General features: G+C 55.0%; 14 protein-coding genes. 13 read left to right on the forward strand and 1 reads right to left on the reverse strand.

The genetic code is table 11. The features are described from left to right. The first annotated feature begins 77 nt into the window (after positions 1-77). The 7 genes from B0B07_RS06580 to B0B07_RS06610 all read left to right on the forward strand — a co-directional run bounded on the left by B0B07_RS06580 (position 78) and on the right by B0B07_RS06610 (position 7,614). The gene (locus B0B07_RS06580) at positions 78-1,571 is read left to right on the forward strand and encodes a lmo1851 family serine protease (RefSeq protein WP_076757618.1); all 1,494 of its coding nucleotides are present in this window, start codon (positions 78-80) and stop codon (positions 1,569-1,571) included. 53 nt (positions 1,572-1,624) lie between these two features. Continuing rightward, positions 1,625-2,524 carry a CobW family GTP-binding protein gene (locus B0B07_RS06585; protein ID WP_076758351.1) on the forward strand — a complete coding sequence of 300 codons (900 nt, stop codon included), beginning with the start codon at positions 1,625-1,627 and terminating at the stop codon, positions 2,522-2,524. Continuing rightward, positions 2,517-2,765, forward strand: a complete 249-nt coding sequence (locus B0B07_RS06590; RefSeq protein WP_144264319.1) for a hypothetical protein — start codon at positions 2,517-2,519, stop codon at positions 2,763-2,765. Before B0B07_RS06585 ends, B0B07_RS06590 begins: the two co-directional genes overlap by 8 nt. Positions 2,766-2,945: 180 nt before the next feature. Further along, positions 2,946-3,926 carry a CAP domain-containing protein gene (locus B0B07_RS15550; RefSeq protein WP_076757620.1) on the forward strand — a complete coding sequence of 327 codons (981 nt, stop codon included), beginning with the start codon at positions 2,946-2,948 and terminating at the stop codon, positions 3,924-3,926. A gap of 168 nt (positions 3,927-4,094) precedes the next feature. Continuing rightward, positions 4,095-5,498 (forward strand): spore germination protein, encoded by a 1,404-nt coding sequence (locus B0B07_RS06600; protein WP_076757621.1) that lies wholly within the window; start codon positions 4,095-4,097, stop codon positions 5,496-5,498. Further along, positions 5,495-6,523, forward strand: a complete 1,029-nt coding sequence (locus B0B07_RS06605; protein WP_076757622.1) for a GerAB/ArcD/ProY family transporter — start codon at positions 5,495-5,497, stop codon at positions 6,521-6,523. Before B0B07_RS06600 ends, B0B07_RS06605 begins: the two co-directional genes overlap by 4 nt. Continuing rightward, a complete protein-coding gene (locus tag B0B07_RS06610) occupies positions 6,520-7,614 on the forward strand; it encodes a Ger(x)C family spore germination protein (protein ID WP_076757623.1) in 1,095 nt (364 codons plus the stop codon). The genes B0B07_RS06605 and B0B07_RS06610 overlap by 4 nt, the downstream gene beginning before the upstream one ends. Positions 7,615-7,667: 53 nt before the next feature. On the opposite strand, the gene B0B07_RS06615 is transcribed toward B0B07_RS06610, so the two are convergent. Next, the gene (locus B0B07_RS06615; RefSeq protein WP_076757624.1) at positions 7,668-9,017 is read right to left on the reverse strand and encodes an MATE family efflux transporter; all 1,350 of its coding nucleotides are present in this window, start codon (positions 9,015-9,017) and stop codon (positions 7,668-7,670) included. Between the two features lie 112 nt (positions 9,018-9,129). Between B0B07_RS06615 and B0B07_RS06620 the strand changes: the two genes are divergently transcribed. The 6 genes from B0B07_RS06620 to B0B07_RS06645 all read left to right on the forward strand — a co-directional run bounded on the left by B0B07_RS06620 (position 9,130) and on the right by B0B07_RS06645 (position 18,083). Then, complete coding sequence (locus B0B07_RS06620; protein ID WP_234982285.1) at positions 9,130-10,215, forward strand: undecaprenyldiphospho-muramoylpentapeptide beta-N-acetylglucosaminyltransferase; 1,086 nt, start codon at positions 9,130-9,132, stop codon at positions 10,213-10,215. Positions 10,216-10,476: 261 nt separating this feature from the next. Then, positions 10,477-13,287, forward strand: a complete 2,811-nt coding sequence (locus B0B07_RS06625) for a 2-oxoglutarate dehydrogenase E1 component (RefSeq protein WP_076757625.1) — start codon at positions 10,477-10,479, stop codon at positions 13,285-13,287. 33 nt (positions 13,288-13,320) lie between these two features. Further along, positions 13,321-14,565, forward strand: coding sequence for a 2-oxoglutarate dehydrogenase complex dihydrolipoyllysine-residue succinyltransferase (gene odhB / locus B0B07_RS06630; RefSeq protein ID WP_076757626.1), 1,245 nt, complete (start codon positions 13,321-13,323; stop codon positions 14,563-14,565). Between the two features lie 505 nt (positions 14,566-15,070). Then, positions 15,071-15,268, forward strand: coding sequence for a DUF6501 family protein (locus tag B0B07_RS06635; RefSeq protein WP_076757627.1), 198 nt, complete (start codon positions 15,071-15,073; stop codon positions 15,266-15,268). Between the two features lie 55 nt (positions 15,269-15,323). Next, complete coding sequence (locus B0B07_RS06640) at positions 15,324-16,187, forward strand: ATP-binding protein (protein ID WP_076757628.1); 864 nt, start codon at positions 15,324-15,326, stop codon at positions 16,185-16,187. Positions 16,188-16,196: 9 nt separating this feature from the next. Continuing rightward, on the forward strand, positions 16,197-18,083 hold the full coding sequence (locus B0B07_RS06645) for a vWA domain-containing protein (protein ID WP_076757629.1): 1,887 nt from the start codon (positions 16,197-16,199) through the stop codon (positions 18,081-18,083). The last annotated feature ends 15 nt before the right edge of the window (positions 18,084-18,098 follow it).

Consider the following 18,098-nt stretch of genomic DNA (forward strand, 5'->3'; position numbering starts at 1 on the left):
GCTGCCGTCGTGACAGGGGCGGCCTTTTCGGCATACCGGCCCGGTTGACGCCGGGCCACCGAAAGTGGTGAAGCAGATTGGATGAAAATGAAAAGGACCTGAACAGCCAGGGACAGCCGGAAAAGCAATCGGGTCCTGCAGGGCGGCGGTACATCAAGATCAAGCCGTTTGTCCTGCTTATGATGGCGTTCGGCCTCATTCTTGCCACAGCAGGCGTGACATTTTTTGCACTGACCGTAGGCGATGACAAGGTCGTGGAAGTGGTTTCCCCGCAGACGGACCGTTCTCAGTTCAAGAAACTGTTTGATGCCTATGATGCTGTGAAGAAAGAATATTATGAGAAGGTCACCGATGAGGAGCTCGTCAACGGGGCGATCAACGGCATGATTGAATCTCTCGGAGATCCATATTCCGATTATCTGGACGAAGTCGAGGCGGGGCATCTCAATGAGAGCATCTCGTCGAGCTTCGAAGGAATCGGTGCGGAGATTCAGGAGCGCAACGGCCACATCACGATCGTTTCCCCGATCAAAAACTCCCCTGCGGAAAAAGCCCACCTCCAGCCGGATGACATCATCCTGGAAGCCGACGGAAAGAGCCTCCAGGGAATGAGTTCTTCGGAAGCCGTCCTGCTCATCCGCGGTGAAAAAGGGACAAGCGTCAAGCTGAAAATCCAGCGGGCGGGCCTTGAAGAACCGATCGACGTGACGGTCGTGAGAGATGTGATTCCGATCGAGACGGTGTATGCCGAAATGCTCGATGACGAGGTCGCGCATATCCAGATTTCGAGCTTCTCCGAGAACACATACAAGGAATTGCTTGCAGCCATTGAAGACATGGAGAAGGACGGCATGAAAGGAATGGTCGTCGACGTCCGGCAGAACCCGGGCGGCCTGCTCAACAGCGCGATCGACATTTCCAATCTGTTCGTGGAGGAAGGCAAGCCGCTCTTCCAGATCGAGAACAAGGGCGAGAAGCCGGAGATCTACTATGCCAAAGACGGCCGGAAGATCAAAATCCCCGTGGTCCTCATGATTGACGGCGGGAGTGCCTCCGCATCTGAAATCCTGGCCGGTGCGATGAAAGAGTCGGCGGGCATCAAGAGTGTCGGCGAGCATTCGTTCGGCAAGGGGACGGTCCAGACACCGCAGCAGTTCAAGGACGGATCGAACCTGAAGCTGACGACGGCCAAGTGGCTGACGCCGGACGGCAACTGGATCCATGAAAAAGGATTTGAGCCGGACTTCCCGGTTGCACAGCCGGAGTATGCCAAACTGCCGTACATCAATCCGGAAACCTCCATGAAAGAGGGGACGACTTCGATGACGGTCCTGGCTGCCGAAGAAATGCTCGAAGCGGTCGGATACGATCCCGGTGAGGCGGACGGCGTCTTTGACGAACATACCGAGAACGCGGTGAAAGCCCTGCAGAAGGACGAAGATCTTAAAGTAGACGGAGTCCTGGAAGGCGATACGACATACGCCCTCATGGACAAACTCCGCGAGAAGATCAAGACGGATGATCCTCAGCTGAAAAAAGCGGCTGAACTCGTTCACGGGCAACTGAAATGACATTGGGCGGAATCCTCAGGATTCCGCTTTTTTATCGGGAAAGGATGAAGGACATGACGGAGGTATATATTTTCAGCGGATTCCTTGGCAGCGGAAAAACATCGCTCTTGACGCATGCGATCCGCCAGGCAAAAGAAGAGGGGCTGAAACCGGGGGTCATCATGAATGAGCTCGGACAGCTCGCCTTTGACTCTGCTGCAGTAGACGGTGATGTGCCGCTGCGGGAGATCCTGGACGGCTGCATCTGCTGCACAGGGGCCGAAAAGACGGAGGCGCAGGTCCAGACGCTGCTCCATGAGGGGGTGGACATCATTTTCATTGAAACGACCGGTGCCGCCCATCCCGTCGAGGCACTTGATTCGATCCATTCTCCGCTGTTCGGTGATGCGCTCGATATCCGGGGCATCGTCACCATCGCGGACGGACGGAGGTGGCTCGGTCGGGAATCGATGTCCCCGCAGGTCAGGATGCTGTTCCTCGAGCAGATCCGGCATGCATCGGTCATCCTTCTGAACAAGACCGACCTGATGACGGATGCGGAACGTTCAAAGGCTGTGTCCGAACTGCAGGCCATCAACCAGGGGGCCCTGCTGCTGGAGACGGTGAACGGAAAAGCGCCGCTGGGATATCTCAGGAAAATGTCCGTCCCGAGGAGCCGGGGACCGGTTCAACAGACCGCCATCGGCAAGCAGCTGCCGATCTCATCCAGACTTGTCTCCATCGATGAGCCGGTCGAACGGGAGGCGTTCGAGGCATGGGTGAAGTCTCTGCCCGATTCGATTTACCGGATGAAGGGCTATGTAAAGCTGGAAGGGCACCGCTATCCAACGCTTTTCCAATACGCCTACGGAATGGTCCAGTGGATTCCCGAATCGATGAATATGCCATGCAACCTGGTCATCATCGGAGAAAATCCGGGGGCGGTCACAGTGCCGGGGAACACGGATGTGTGATCAACCATTGGCCGAGGCCTACCGGGATTTCTGGAAAGGCCGTGCATCCGCCATGGGCATTCTCAGCGATGACCGGGCACTCAGGGCCATGGCCGAAGATCTGGATGACCTCCGCACGCATCCGAGGCTGAGAAAGCCGAGGGCGGAAAAGCTGGAGGAACTGGAACGGAGGATCCGCACCTGCCCCCTTCGGGAAGAACAAAAAGAACTGCTGAAAGAGGCCTATCGATCGGCATTATAGGAAGCTGTCAACAGGATCGGACAAGAAATAATGTGGCAGACTGCCGGATGTTTCCTATGAAACCGGCAGCCGGGAGCCTGTCTTATCAGGTTTGCTTCGTCATTGGGTTCCTCTCCAATCCCTGGCAAAAATCAAGAGCCGCCACTCATGTACGATATGGCGGAAGGGAGGAATCAGCAGATGAAAAAATCGCTTTCACTCATCGCTATGAGCACGGCACTCCTGTTGCCGACAGTCACTGCAGAAGCTTCTCAGCAGGAGACGAACTCCATCAAACCCGTACACTTCCAAGTGGAGGGCACTACTTACAAGGCAGTGATCAAAGGCCAGCCGATCCGATGGGAAGGCGGCAAATGGAATGAGCTTGATCTCCAACGGCTCATCAGCCAAATCCTGAAATCCAACGGACAGCCGTCCGTCACTCCGCCGGCTTCCGGCAACGAAGAGACCCAAAACCCGGTAACTGAAAAACCGGAAACCGGGAAGCCGGAAGACCATAAACCTGAAGCTGAAAAGCCGGATGCCAATAAGCCGGTTGAAAAACCGGAAGCGGATAAGCCGGTGACCGAAAAGCCGGAATCCGAGAACCCGGATACTGAAAAGCCGGTCCAGAAACCTGAACAGGAACCTGAACAAAAGCCGGAGACAGAGCAGCCTTCCGAACAGCCGCAAGCCAAGCCGGAAGCACCCGGTACAAATGGCCAGCCTTCGACGGAAACACCGGCAGAGCCGAGCAAGCCGCAGCAGCCGGCCCCCGGACAGTCTTCAAATGAAAATGCCGGACTCAGCGCCACAGAACAAAAAGTGCTGGACCTGACGAACGCAGAACGCACGAAGGCCGGCCTCAAACCGCTTGCAGCGGATACCAAGCTGATGAAGTCAGCCCGTGAAAAATCTGCGGACATGAGCAAAAACAACTACTTCTCGCACACGAGCCCGACATACGGTTCGCCATTCGACCAGATGAAGGCTCTCGGCATTTCCTATCGCTCCGCTGCGGAGAACATTGCAATGGGCCAGCGCACGCCGGAAGAAGTCGTTAAAGGATGGATGGAATCCCCGGGACACAGACAAAATATCCTGACGCCGGGATTCACCCATATCGGCATCGGTTATGACCCAAGCGGCCACTACTGGACACAGCAATTCATCCAGAAGTGACCAAGATACAATCCGCACCCGTCCAGCGGATGAACGGAAAAGCGTTCCGGAATGCGATCATTTGCATTCCGGAACGCTTTTTTTATTTCTTTATGTGGATGAACGGTTTCACTTCCGTCGAATAATCATACCTTTTGCTGCCGATAATGCAGTGGAGGAGTGACGCCGATGTATGAACAAATAACCCAGACCATCAAGGGCTTGTTCAACGATACAGTTGACTTTGAAGTAAAACAAGTGGATATTGCAGGCGTGACGGCCCTCCTTTGCTACTATGCCACATTGATTGATTCAAGTGAAGCCAACCGACAGATTGGCTTTCTGGACAGCCGGGCAAAAGAGGAATCCGGTTCCTGGGGCAGCAGTTCCACCTCGACTGTGTATCCGTTCAGCCAAGATAAATTGATCGAAGAAGTTTGCATGGGGAGTGCAGTCCTCATTTTTCCGGAGACGAACATGATGATCGGGATCCAAGTACAGAAGACACCTGAACGCTCTCCGGAGGAGCCGATCAATGAACAAGTAATCAGGGGATCACATCAGGGATTAATAGAAGATGTAAATAAAAATATCGGGATAATCCGGAAACGTCTCCAACGCTCTGACCTGGTTGTGAAGAAATTTCAGGAAGAGAATACGAAAGCGCAGATTCATATGGTCTATCTGAAAAACGAGGCTTCTCCGGAGGTTGTAAATGACCTAGAGCAAAGACTTTTCGATATTCCCTTTCCCGAGTTCTACAGTGTCGGTCAACTGGAAGACTACCTTGAAGATCAAATACTTTCTCCTTTTCCTCAATGGTTGAACACCGAGCGGCCCGACAGAGTCGTCTATAACCTTCTTGAGGGCAAAATTTCTGTTTTCATCGACAGTTCTCCCACAGCATTGATTGCCCCGGTTAGTTTTTTTGCTTTTTATGAATCACCTGATGATTATAACAGCCGGGTGATTGTCGGATCATTTTACCGAATGGTCCGCCTTCTTGCTTTTTTTGTTGCCATTCTGTTGCCATCATTTTATATATCGATTGTTTCATTTCATTCTGAAGTGCTGCCGCTTGATCTCAGCAAACATCTGCAGGAGCTGGTGAAGGACGTGCCGTATCGTCCTCTGTTGGAAGCCCTGCTGCTCGAGCTATTCATCGAACTCATCCGGGAGGCGAGTGTGCGTCTGCCGCAAAGGATTGGGCAGACGGTGGGCATCGTAGGCGGCATCATCATCGGAGATGCCATCGTCACCTCCGGGCTGGTGACCAATTTGATGGTCATTGTCGTAGCCATGACGGCGATTGCCAGCTTCTCCGTGCCCGCGATCGAGATGAACATGGCCATACGCATTTTACGGTTCCCATTCATGCTGCTGGCTGCCAGTTTTGGGTTCCTCGGCATGGTCATCGGAACGTTGCTGCTGTTCATTCATTTGCTGAACCTTTCTTCGCTTAGACAGCCATATCTGACGCCCATCGTCCCATTTGACCCTTCACGTTTCAGAAATATATTTTTCCGGATCCCATATTTCCGTCCGGACCGTCAGCAATCCTCATTCAACTACTGGGAGGATCGGGACAAATGAAGCCGGTCATGGCACCAGTCCAGATGTTTCTGTTGCTGTTTCTTGTGCAGACCGGAACTTTCTTCATCAACTTTCCGAGTCTGATGATCAAGGCCGCCGGAAGAGACTCATGGTGGCTCTTTTTCATCTTGGGATTGCTGCATTTCCCGCATTTATGGTTATTTGAGCGATTTTATCGTGATTTCAAATGGACGAAGTTCATCTCTCTGCTTTATGGGATCTATTGGTTTTTCGCCATGGTCAGCATCACCAGTTATACCGTCTATACGCTGAATGTATATGCATTTCCCAAAACCCCGACAGTCGTCGTTATCCTCCTGATCACTTTAGTGTTGCTGAGTGCTTCGACTTCCAAGACGTCGACATCCGTCAATCTTGGCGTATTGATGCTTCCGCTCATCGGAGTATTTCTCATATTTTTGATGATGTCCATCAATAATCTTGAATGGACCAATCTGTTCCCGGTTGGTCATATGACTTCCAAGGATCTGTTCCGAGGTTTCTTTGCTGCCCAGCTTCCGTTCGGCGGCATGGAGTTGTACCTGCTGTTCAGATACCTGACTGCAGGGAAGATCGGCAATGCAAAATTAATGATCTACAGCGGAATCTGGCTTGTGTTCTTTATGTTCATGCTGATCCTTTCCCTGGCCTTTTTCTCATTGAAGGAATTCACGATGATTTCAGAACCGATCATTTATCTTTTAAAATCGCAGGAAGTCACTTTTGCCGAACGGCTGGATTTGATCTTCATCTACATCTGGCTCGCCTGGTCGATCATCTCGCTTTGCGGGATTGCCTTTGCCATCATGAGATTGATGAACATCCACCGAGTAAAAAAGCCCAATTATGTGGCCGCTTTTCTTTGCATTCCCTATATCCCGCTCGTCTGGTACACGGCCACCAAGACGGGTACGGAATTGAACGGCCGCATCCTGACGTATGGTCATATGGTTTTCGCTTTCATCCTGCCGCTCATTGTGATTTTATTCAACCGGTATAAAGGAAGGAAGGAGCCTGCGAAATGAAAAAGAAAGTGCTTTTGATCCTCCTTCTTCTGCCGCTCCTGTCCGGTTGCTGGGATGAGCTCTATTTTAAAGACCTGCAGATCGTCACGCTTGTGGGCATTGGAGGTGAAAAAGGGGATGTGACGGTCCATTACTCGTTTCCGTCGGTCAGCGGCGGGAATGGAGTGGAATATCTGACCGCCAAAGCCAGCGGCAGCTCTTTCAGTGATGCACGCAACAACATGAACCTTAAAACAGGGAAAGTGCTGGATATATCGCAACTCCAAGTTTTGCTCTTGTCCGATAAATCTGCGGAAGCCAACATTTTCGACTATCTTGATAGCCTGTACAGAACTCCGAGAAACAGGTTGTCCAGCCATGTGGCTCTTGTAAAGGGAGAGCTGGATGCATATATGGGGAATGGCAAAAACGAAAATTCCGGTAAGACACAAGATACGCCTGAATTTCTCACTCAATTGATGGATACCATCAAAGAATATTCTTTGTCGACCGATTATAATGTGCAGGACATGGGCAGCATCATGTTTGCACAGGGACAGGATCTTGCTTTACCGCTGCTGAAAATGAGTGAAGAATCAGGTCAGCCCGAACTCGACGGTACCGCGTTGTTCAACGACTTTACTTACACCGGAAAAAGTCTGGATATCACCGAAAGCAAAATGCTGAACATTCTGCAGCATAATACAGGAAAGTTTTTGCGGGACACGTACATCTTTGAGGTCCAAGGCAGAGAAGTTCCCGTGACGTATGAATTTATTAGAAGCCGGAAGAACTGGGATATCGGTGAAACATCGATTACAATCCGTGAAACGATCCATGTCGAGATCGATGAGTATTCAGTGACACCAGTAATCGGGAAAGGGGAGTTTGCTGAACTGGAGAAGAAACTGTCGGCTGCCATTGAAAATGACATGCAGAAAACAGTCGAGTCGATGCAGGAGGCAAAAAGCGATGCCATCGGGATCGGCAGGCGGGTCCGGGCATTCCATCACAACCTGTGGGAAAAGGGAGACTGGCATGATACCTTCTCGGAACTTGATATACAGGTGAAAGTGAAGGTCAAAGTCGAACGTACCGGAATCCTGGATTAGAGAAACGGAAAACAAACCCCGCCGGGACAGATGCCCGGTCGGGGTTTGTCGTCTTATTCGAGAGCTTTCTTCCGCTGGATCAGGATGAGCCGGACGGACAGCGTGACGGCGCCGGCGGTCAGGCCGGTGATCAGTCCGATCCAGTAGCCGTACGGCCCGAGGTCCGTAAGATTGGCCAGTGCGTAGCCCACAGGCAGGCCGATGACCCAGTATGAGATGATCGCCATGATGAAGGTGACGTTGACGTCTTTATAGCCGCGGAGGGCACCCTGGACCGGGGCCTGAATGGCATCGGACAGCTGGAAGAGTGCGGCGAACAGGAAGAACTGGACAGCCAGCCGGATGATGGCCTGGTCGTCGGTGTAGAGCGATGCGATTCCCTCACGGAACATCACGAGGATGAGGATGGAGATGAGGCTAAAGCCGATGGCCATCGTCACCCCGAGCCAGCTGAACTGGACGGCATCCCTTTTCCCTCCCGCCCCTGCAGCCTGTCCGACAAGAATGGTGGCACCCATCGACAGGCTGAGCGGGATCATGTACAGAAGGGAAGTGAAGTTGAGGGCGATCTGGTGGGCGGAGATCGTTTCCGTCGAGTAAGCACTCATGAACAGCGTCACGACCGCAAATATGCTCGTCTCGGTGAAGATGGAAATACCGATCGGGACACCGAGTAAAATGATCTCCTTCCATTTGGGAAACGCCGGACGCTGCCAACCGGACAGGATCCGGTAGTCCGAGAACATGCGTCCGCGGTGGACGACCAGGATGGCGATGAGCAGGACGATCCAATATGTGATGGCGGATGCTGCCCCCGCACCGATCCCGCCAAGCTCGGGAAAGCCGGCTTTCCCAAAAATGAGCAGATAATTGAACAGGACATTAATCGGTGCCGACAGGAGGGTCACCGCCATCGTCACACGTGTCGCGGCCAGCGCATCGATGAATGACCGGAACACGTTGTAGGCAAAGAGCGGCAGCAGGCCGAGGCTCATGGCGCTCAGATAGCCTCGTGCGACTTCCCGCACCTCCGGCTCAACCTGCAGGCTTCCGAGCGCGAAGCGGATCACGAGCTGGAGGATGGCGAACACGGCAATGAAAAGGACGATGCTGATGTATAATCCTTGCTGGACGGTCGGCCTGACATCCTGTTTCCGGTTCGCGCCGATAGCCTGTGCGACGATCGGCGTGACGGAAAGCAGGATCCCGGCCAGGCCCGTATAGACCGGATTCCAAAAGGATGAGCCGATCGTGACGCCCGCCAGATGCGCTGAGTCATACCGGCCCGTCATCAGGATGTCGAAAAACGTGATCATATACATGGCCACCTGGGTGACGAGAATCGGTAATACAATTTTCCCGAAAACGGGGATCTTGGCGGAGAAAGTTGTTTCAGCGGCCATGCAGCGGCCTCCTTTCTGGAATAAGAGCCCGGAACGGCTTGCTTTCATCCGTGCTACATTGGATAATGCTTTCATATGGATGTAAGACAGAAAAAGAATAGAGGTTTTTGCTTTGACATCATCACCGATCATCATTCTGACCGGCGGAGGAACCGCAGGCCATGTCTCCCTGAACCAGGCCATCATTCCCCCGCTGAAAAATATGGGGTACGACGTTCATTATATCGGTTCGAGGGACGGAATTGAGAAAAAGTTGATAGAAGACTCGTTCCCTGGCCTTCCATACCATGAAATCCGGAGCGGAAAGCTCCGCAGATACTTCTCGATGAAGAATTTTACCGATCCGTTCAAGGTGGGGGCCGGCGTCCTGCAGGCATACAGGCTGATCCGGAAACTCCGGCCGGAACTGATCTTCTCCAAGGGCGGATTCGTCTCGGTTCCGGTGATTCTCGCCGGCCGGATGGCGGGCATCCCTGTCGTCATCCACGAGTCAGATGTGACGCCGGGCCTGGCGAACAAGCTGGCAATGCCGTTTGCCGACCATGTGTTCACCGTCTTCCCGGAGACCGTGCCGCATGTGAAAAAGGCGGAGGCGACATGTTCGGGTCCGGTCATCCGTCCAGAGCTGTTCGAGGGGTCGAAGGAAGCGGGGCTCCGGCTGGCGGGACTGTCGGGAAAACGTCCGGTCCTTCTCGTCATGGGGGGCAGCCAGGGATCGGCAGTCCTGAACGAAGCCGTGCGCTCACAGCTTCCTGCGCTTCTGCGCACGATGGATGTCATCCATCTGTGCGGACAAGGGCATTTGGACAGGACGCTTGACGGGACGGAAGGCTACGCCCAATTTGAATATGTAACCGGCGGGCTGAAAGATTTGCTGAAGGCCGCTGACGGGGTCGTCTCGAGGGCAGGATCCAATTCGATCTTCGAATTCCTCGCACTCCGCCTTCCGATGCTCCTAATTCCGCTTTCTGCCGAAAAAAGCCGCGGCGACCAGATTCTCAACGCAAGACTGTTCGCGAAGGCGGGATTTGCGGAAGTTCTCGAAGAAGAGCGCGTGACAGGGGAATCGTTCCTCGAAGCGGTCGGCAAGTTGAACAGCAACACGCAGCGGATGATACTCTCCATGGAGAAGGCGGAAGCGCCGAAGACGCCCGAAGAAATGGCAGAACTCATCCTGCGCCACTCGTCAAGCTCATGAAACCATGTACCTTTTCCCATTTTTTCGGCTTGACCGGAGATGGAACAGGGTATTTACGAGGCATGAATCCGCTTTCAGCGGCCATGCCTCTTTTTTCGTTAAAAAATGATTGTATTTTATCAGCACAGTAGTAAGATTGATATGGACAAAACGCCGGTATCGCCCGGTATGCCGTTTCCTTTAAGTCCTGGGACCGGCATGCTAAAATTAAAGAGGATCAAATATTTCACGATGCCGTGCGAAAAAGTGGAGGGTATCTACATGTCAAATAACTTTGCCGCTCCCGGCTCGCCCTGGGGATCCTTTTCAGGGCCGAACCTCGGGTATGTGATGGAGCAGTATGACCTGTACCGGGAAAACCCCGAACAGGTCGATCCTGAACTCGCGGAGCTGTTCAGGAATTTCGGGCCGCCTGCTGCACCGGCGCCCGCAGGAAGCACCGGCGAGGCCGCAGCCAGCGGCTCTCCGGCAGATCTATTCAAGGCCATCGCCGCAGTCCAGCTCGCCGATGCGATCCGGGACTACGGCCACCTTGCAGCGGATATCTTCCCGCTCAAAGACTATGAACGGGACTCCTCCCGCATCGAACCGTCTGCGTACGGACTCGACGATGCGGATCTTCATGTGCTTCCGGCGTCCCTGTTCTTCAAGGACGTGCCTGCAGGCGTGACAAACGGTCTTGAGGCGATCCGTCACCTCCGGAAAGTGTACACGGGCAAGGCAGCCTACGAGTTTGCACAGGTGATCGACCCGGAAGAGCGTGACTGGCTTCAGTCGTACATTGAATCCGGATCCGTCAAAGTGGAACTGAGCAAAGATGAAAAGAAAGCACTTCTTGAACGCCTCACGAAAGTGGAAGGATTCGAGAAGTTCATCCACCGGACTTTCGTCGGCGCAAAGCGCTTTTCCATCGAAGGGCTCGATACGCTCGTTGTCCTGCTGGATGAGCTGGTCCGCAAGACCGGCGTCCGCTCGATGAAGGAGCTGCTCATCGGGATGGCCCACAGGGGCCGCCTGAATGTCCTGACCCACGTGCTGAACAAGCCGTATGAAATCATGTTCGCGCAATTCGCGGGGCTCTCCGAAGAACCATTCATGCCGAAAGACGGGTCACTTGAACTTACCCGCGGCTGGTTCGGTGATGTCAAATATCACATGGGCGCCACCTATAACTCTCCCGAGGGCCTGAAGGTCAAGCTGGCTTATAACCCGTCCCACCTGGAGGTCGTCAATCCGGTCATCACGGGACAGACCCGGGCGGCGCAGGATGAAACCGATTCGCCGGGGCAGCCGGTCCAGCATGCGGACCGTGCACACGCCGTCCTGATCCACGGGGATGCAGCATTCACGGGAGAGGGCATCAACCCTGAAACGTTCAACTACAGCCGGACAAACGGATTCAACACAGGCGGTTCGATCCATGTGATTGCCAACAACATGATCGGCTTCACGACCGAGCATTACGATTCCCGCTCGACGCTTTATTCGTCCGATCCGGCCAAAGGATACGAAGTGCCGGTCATCCACGTGAACGCCGATGCGCCTGAAATGGTGATCGCCGTGGCGCGGCTTGCATTTGAATACCGCGAACGCTTCGGCAAGGACATCCTGATCGACCTGCTCGGCTACCGCCGTTTCGGCCACAACGAAATGGATGAGCCGCTCGTCACGAATCCGATGATGTACCATCATATCCACCAGCATCCGACGGTCCGTGAACTTTACGGAAAGCAGCTGGCGGAAGAGGGCATCCTCACGGAAGACGACGTCAAGAAGCTCGACGAAGAAACGTTCAAGACCATGCAGGCGGCCTATGACCGCGTGAAAGAGACATCCGGCAAGGATACGCCGGACAACTCCACACCGGAAGTGATCATGGCAGGGTATCCGGGCATCGACACCGGTGTTTCCGAAGAACGCCTCCGCAGGATGAACGCCGAGCTTCTCGAGTGGCCTGGTGACTTCCATGTGTTCAAGAAGCTGTCGCGCATTCTGAAAAGACGCGAAGAGCCGTTCAACGGCAAGGGCAAGATCGACTGGGCGCATGCAGAAACACTTGCGTTCGGATCGATTCTCCAAGACGGCCATCCGGTCCGGCTGACGGGCCAGGATGCGCAGCGCGGCACATTCGCACAGCGTCACCTCGTTCTCCACGACGAGCAGGACGGCACGGAATACGTTCCGCTCCATCACATCAGCGATTCGAAAGCATCGTTTGCGGTCTATAACAGCCCGCTCAGCGAGGCATCGATCGTGGCGTACGAATTCGGCTATTCCCTTGAAAACCAAAACGCGCTTGTGCTTTGGGAAGCCCAGTACGGTGACTTTGCGAATATGGCCCAGATGATGTTTGACCAGTTCATCTCATCCAGCGCCTCGAAATGGGGTCAGAATGCGGGAATGGTCATGCTGCTTCCGCACGGCTATGAAGGACAGGGACCGGAACACTCCAGCGCACGCATCGAGCGTTACCTCCAGCTTTCCGCAGAAAACAACTGGACGGTCGCCAACCTTTCGAGTGCCGCGAACTACTTCCATATCCTCCGCCGCCAGGCAGAGCATCTGGGAGAAGAAACGAGCCGCCCGCTCGTCATCACGACGCCGAAATCGCTGCTTCGCCACCCGCTCGTCGGGGCAGATCTCGAAGACCTGACGGATGGCAAGTTCCAGACTGTCATCGAACAGCCGGGCCTCGGCAAAAAGCCGAAAAAAGTCGAGCGGATCGCGTTCGCAAGCGGCAAGATGGCAATCGACCTTGCGGAACAGGTGAAGGAAGGGGAAGAGCCGGATTGGCTGCACATCGTCCGTGTGGAACAGCTCTATCCGTTCCCTTCGGACCGGATCCGCGAAATCGTGGCCCGCTTCCCGAACGTGAAAGAGTTCATGTGGGTCCAGGAAGAACCGAAAAACATGGGTTCCTGGTCATTCGCCGAGCCGTACATCCGGGAAATCGCCGACGGCAAGGACGTCGTCTACAACGGACGCATCATGCGTTCGAGCCCGTCCGAGGGCGACGGCAAGTCCCATAAGATCGAGCAGGACCGCATCATCCAAACTGCAATGAGCAAATGATCCCATTTGCATGACCATAAGGAGGAAACCACCTTGGCAGAAATCAAAGTGCCCGAACTTGCTGAATCCATCACGGAAGGAACAATCGCCCAGTGGCTGAAACAGCCGGGCGACACAGTCGAGAAAGGCGAATTCATCGTTGAACTCGAAACCGACAAAGTCAATGTCGAAGTCATCTCCGAGGAAGCCGGCGTCGTCCAGGAACTTCGCGCGGAAGAAGGCGACACGGTCGAAGTCGGCCAGGTCATCGCAGTAGTCGGAGAAGGCACCGGCGCTGCAGCGGCTCCGGCTCCAAAAGCCGAAGAGCCAAAACAGGAAGCGCCGAAAGAGTCGGCTCCTGCACCGGCTCCGGAAGCGGCACAGGAAGAATCCACTTCCGGCGACCGCACTATCGCCAGCCCTGCAGCGCGCAAACTCGCACGCGAAAAAGGCATCGACCTTGCGGCCATCACACCGGTTGATCCGATGGGCCGCGTCCGCGTCCAGGACGTGGAGGCAGCTGCCGCCGCTCCGAAACAGCAGGCGAAGCCGCAGCCGCCGGCTGCCAAGTCCGCTGCACCGACATCCGACGAAGAGTCCGGCCGCGTAACGCGACAAAAGATGTCGCGCCGCCGCCAGACGATCGCAAACCGCCTGCTTGAAGTGAGCCAGTCGACTGCGATGCTGACGACGTTCAACGAAATCGACATGACGAATGTCATGGAACTGCGCAAACGCAAAAAAGACGAGTTCGAGAAGAAATACGGCACACGCCTCGGCTTCATGTCGTTCTTCACGAAAGCCGTCGTCGCGGCGCTCAAGCAATACCCTGCGGTCAACTCCGAGCTTGACGGAACCGACCTCCTTCTGAAGAACTACTACGATGTCGGCATCGCCGTTTCCACGGAAGAAGGGCTCGTCGTTCCGGTCGTCCGTGACGCAGACCGCAAAAACTTCTCGGAAATCGAGAAAGACATTGCCGGCCTCGCAGCGAAGGCACGTGACAAGAAACTGGCCCTCTCCGACCTGAGCGGCGGTTCGTTCACCATCACAAACGGCGGCGTGTTCGGATCGCTGTTCTCGACACCGATCCTGAACGGCACGCAAGTGGGCATCCTCGGCATGCACACGATCCAAAAGCGCCCGATTGCCGTAGGCGACAACGTTGAAATCCGTCCGATGATGTACGTGGCCCTTTCTTATGACCACCGCGTCATCGATGGAAAAGACTCTGTCGGCTTCCTCAAGACAGTCAAAGAAATGATCGAAAACCCAGAGGATCTGCTCCTAGGATCTTGATCAGCGGATAAAATGAGCCTTTCCGAAAGGTAGGCGACGGAAGAGGCGGGATTGCACCGGAAACGGGCGGCAATCCCGCCTCTTTTTTTTAGGAGCGACGTCTGGCACGGCCACTGAAAAAGTCGAAAACGAGTCGACACGTAAGCAGAAATCCCTCTAGGTTAGGAAAGTTGCTCTCTAAGTGAAGAATGGTGCTCTCTAAGTAAAAAAAAGGTCTTCTTGGTTAAGATAGATCCTATCCGCTTCAATCACCTTCTTGTCATTGAGAAATTACCATCATGGATGCGGGCCTATTGAGAGGACCAGGAGACTGAGACTGCAAAACATCAAAAGGCAGGAACCCATTAAAATGGCGGCTGCTCAGGTCAATATGATTCAACCCCGTTGTGGGACGGCCGGACAGATCCCGTCCGGATCATCAATGGCCGTATCGATCATGGACCGGCTTTGAAATAATCGGACATCCCCGTTATAATGGGAAAAGACGAGAAGGGGGCAGCGACAGATGAACTTCACCCAATGGAAAGAGGCCCCGGCAGTCCGGACGGTCACTTGCACGCACACTGATGCAGAGAAGTACCTGGTTTCCAACGTCCTGACGCCGGGCAAGGAGTACGAAGTGAAAAACGAGACGGAGGAATTCATCTTCGTCAAGGACAACACCGGCAAAGTGGCCGGCTATTACAAAACATACTTTGAATGAACCGGAGGCCCGGCGGGAAAACCGCCGGGCTTTTTCAATAGGAGGGATGCATTGCATGGAAGCAATCATTGGAGAAGAACGCAAGGAACGGCTGTCCCGCCGATACGGGGAAGAGGACTCGGTCCTGATCGGGACAGGCGGATACGTTTCACCGGATCCCCATCTGTGGGAAGATGTGCTGACTGCCGTCGTCATCCGGCGTCCCGTACTTCTGAAAGGGCCGACCGGCTCCGGCAAGACGAAACTGGCAGAATCGGTATCCGGATTTTTCTCCCAGCCGATGCACCAGGTGAACTGCTCGGTCGATCTTGACGCGGAAGCGCTGCTCGGGTACAAGACGATCATCCAGAAAGAAGGCCGGACGGAAATCGATTTTGTCGACGGACCGGTCATCCATGCGATGAAGAACGGACATATCCTCTATATCGACGAGATCAACATGGCCAAGCCTGAGACGCTTCCGATCCTGCACAGCGTCCTGGATCACCGGCGGATGCTGACGAACCCGTTCACCGGCGAAGTGATTTCGGCCCATCCCGACTTCAACGTCATTGCGGCGATCAACGAGGGCTATGTCGGGACGGTGCCGATGAACGAAGCCCTGAAAAACCGGTTTATTGCGTTTCACGTGCCTTATCTGGGCATGCAGGAGACGAGGGAGCTGCTGGAAAGCGAGTTTCCGGATGCTCCGTCCGTTCTCATCGCGACAATGCTGGATATCTCGGAGGATCTCCGTGAACAAGTCCGGAACGGCCTGCTGGAAGATGAGGCCGCATCGATCCGGAGTCTCATTGATGCGACTGAACTTGCGCTCCATATCGGGCCCGAGCGCGCAGTCCGGTATGCAGTCGCGGAAAAGATGGAAGACCGGGGCGAGCGCCAGCTTGTCATGGACCTCGTCCGCACGAGGATCCGGTGAGGCCCGCCCATGACTGCCATGAAGCGATTTATTGACTTTAATGACGAACGGGTTGACGCGGATGAACGTCTCCGCCATGAACGCCTGGCACGCGCACTGGCAGGAGAGCCCGAACTCCGGCTCACGGAACGCAAGCTTTTGGAGTATAATCTGCCTGATCACGAAATGGCGATGAGCGTGTTCTGGCGGCATCGTTCTGCTGAAATCCGGGAAGCCGGCCGGCTGTCGGATATTTATCTGCTCGCCGCCGGTTTCTGGACCGGATTTGACCTTGCCGCCTGGCGGGATTTCGCCGGCCGCTCGGCCAATCATCCTCTGAGGAACCTGTTGAGACAGACCGTCCTTCTGATTGAGGAGATGCGTCTGTCGGACGCCGTCATGAAGGAGCGTCCGGGGACAAAGGAAGCATTCAACATCCGCCGTGAGGTTTATGCCGGCCAGCACGGTGCGCAGCTGCCCATCAACCTTCGGCACGGCCACCCGTCCGACGCCCTGTTCAATCATTTTCATCTTGTGCTGAACGGGGCCGGGGATGACTCATTGGGTGAGATCTCCGCACTGGCCGATCCGGTGCTGTTCCTTGGATTCGACTCACGCTCCACCCGCGATTCGATCAGAGTCGTGGAGCGTCTGGCTCCGATCCTGGAGGAGCATCTGGATCAGGACCTGATCCGTACCTACTATGCGATCGCCGACTCTTTCACAAGCACCCGTTCCGGTTTCCATTACCACAAAGGGGTGAAGACGGCTGAAGCAGGTGAAGAAGGGGAGAAGGACACGATCCAGGAGGTGTTCCGGACATGGCATGGGGCCAGTCAGTCAGAAAAGGGCCCTCACCTCGATTATGAACTCGAACATGGCCGGATCGGCAAATCGGACGCCGGTTCGTCGAGGGAAGGGCGTGCCGGGATGGACGTGCAATCGTTTGGCCGCGGGCGATCCGTGGCGGACGAGCAGACAGGCCGGGGACAATCAGGCACAGGAAGCGGGGAAGCGGGGCCGGGCGAGTGGCGTCAGGCGAAAGGGTTCGGCAGCGAGAACACGGGGGTCGTGTTCAGGGAACGCGTGGCTGAGCCTGACCGGGAGGGGGACGCCGGGCAGAAGACGGATGAATGGCGATCCGAATCAGCTCCCTATGTACGGGCCATTGAACGGGAGATGAAAAAGCGGATTGAACGGAAGCGGGAAGACCGGCGCGATGGCCTGCCGATGGGCAGGCTGTCCGGCAATCCTGTCGACATCCTCCTGTCGGAGAGACCAAAACCGTTCTACCGCAAGCAGCGGCCGTCCGAACGGCTCGATGCGGTGTTCGGCCTGCTGGTCGACGGCTCCGGCTCGATGGCTGACAAGCTGCAGGAGACGAAAAAGGCGGTGCTGCTGTTTCATGATGTGCTGACGGCTCTCGCCGTGAAACACGGAATCGTCTCGTACCAGGAGGACGCAGGCCTGGCGACGAAGGAACGCCAGCCGAATGAGTTTCTCTGGCTTCACCGGTTCGCGGATACGGGCAAGGACGACTCCGGACGGATCCTTGCATGGGAAGCCGGGGACGATAATCGGGACGGCTTTGCAATCCGGTGGATGACCAGGCAGCTCGGCCGGATGCAGGAACAGCATAAATTCCTGCTGATCTTCACCGACGGGGAACCGTCCGCATTCGGCTATGGGCAAAACGGGATCGTCGACACGGCGGAAGCAGTGAACGAAGCGGAGAAAAAGGGGATCACGATCATCCATCTCTTCCTGTCGGCACAGCCGGTTGATGAGCGACAGCAGGAATTGTTCAGGATGATGTACGGCAACCGGACGGCCTCCGCCGAATCGCTCAGCCGCTTTTCGGATGAGACGATCCGGATCCTGAGGAAGCTGCTGGCACTTGTGGCCTCGGCGGATTAGGATCTTGGCCAAGCC

It is taken from the genome of Edaphobacillus lindanitolerans, from assembly GCF_900156305.1.
In the GTDB taxonomy this organism is placed as follows: domain Bacteria; phylum Bacillota; class Bacilli; order Bacillales_A; family Planococcaceae; genus Bhargavaea; species Bhargavaea lindanitolerans.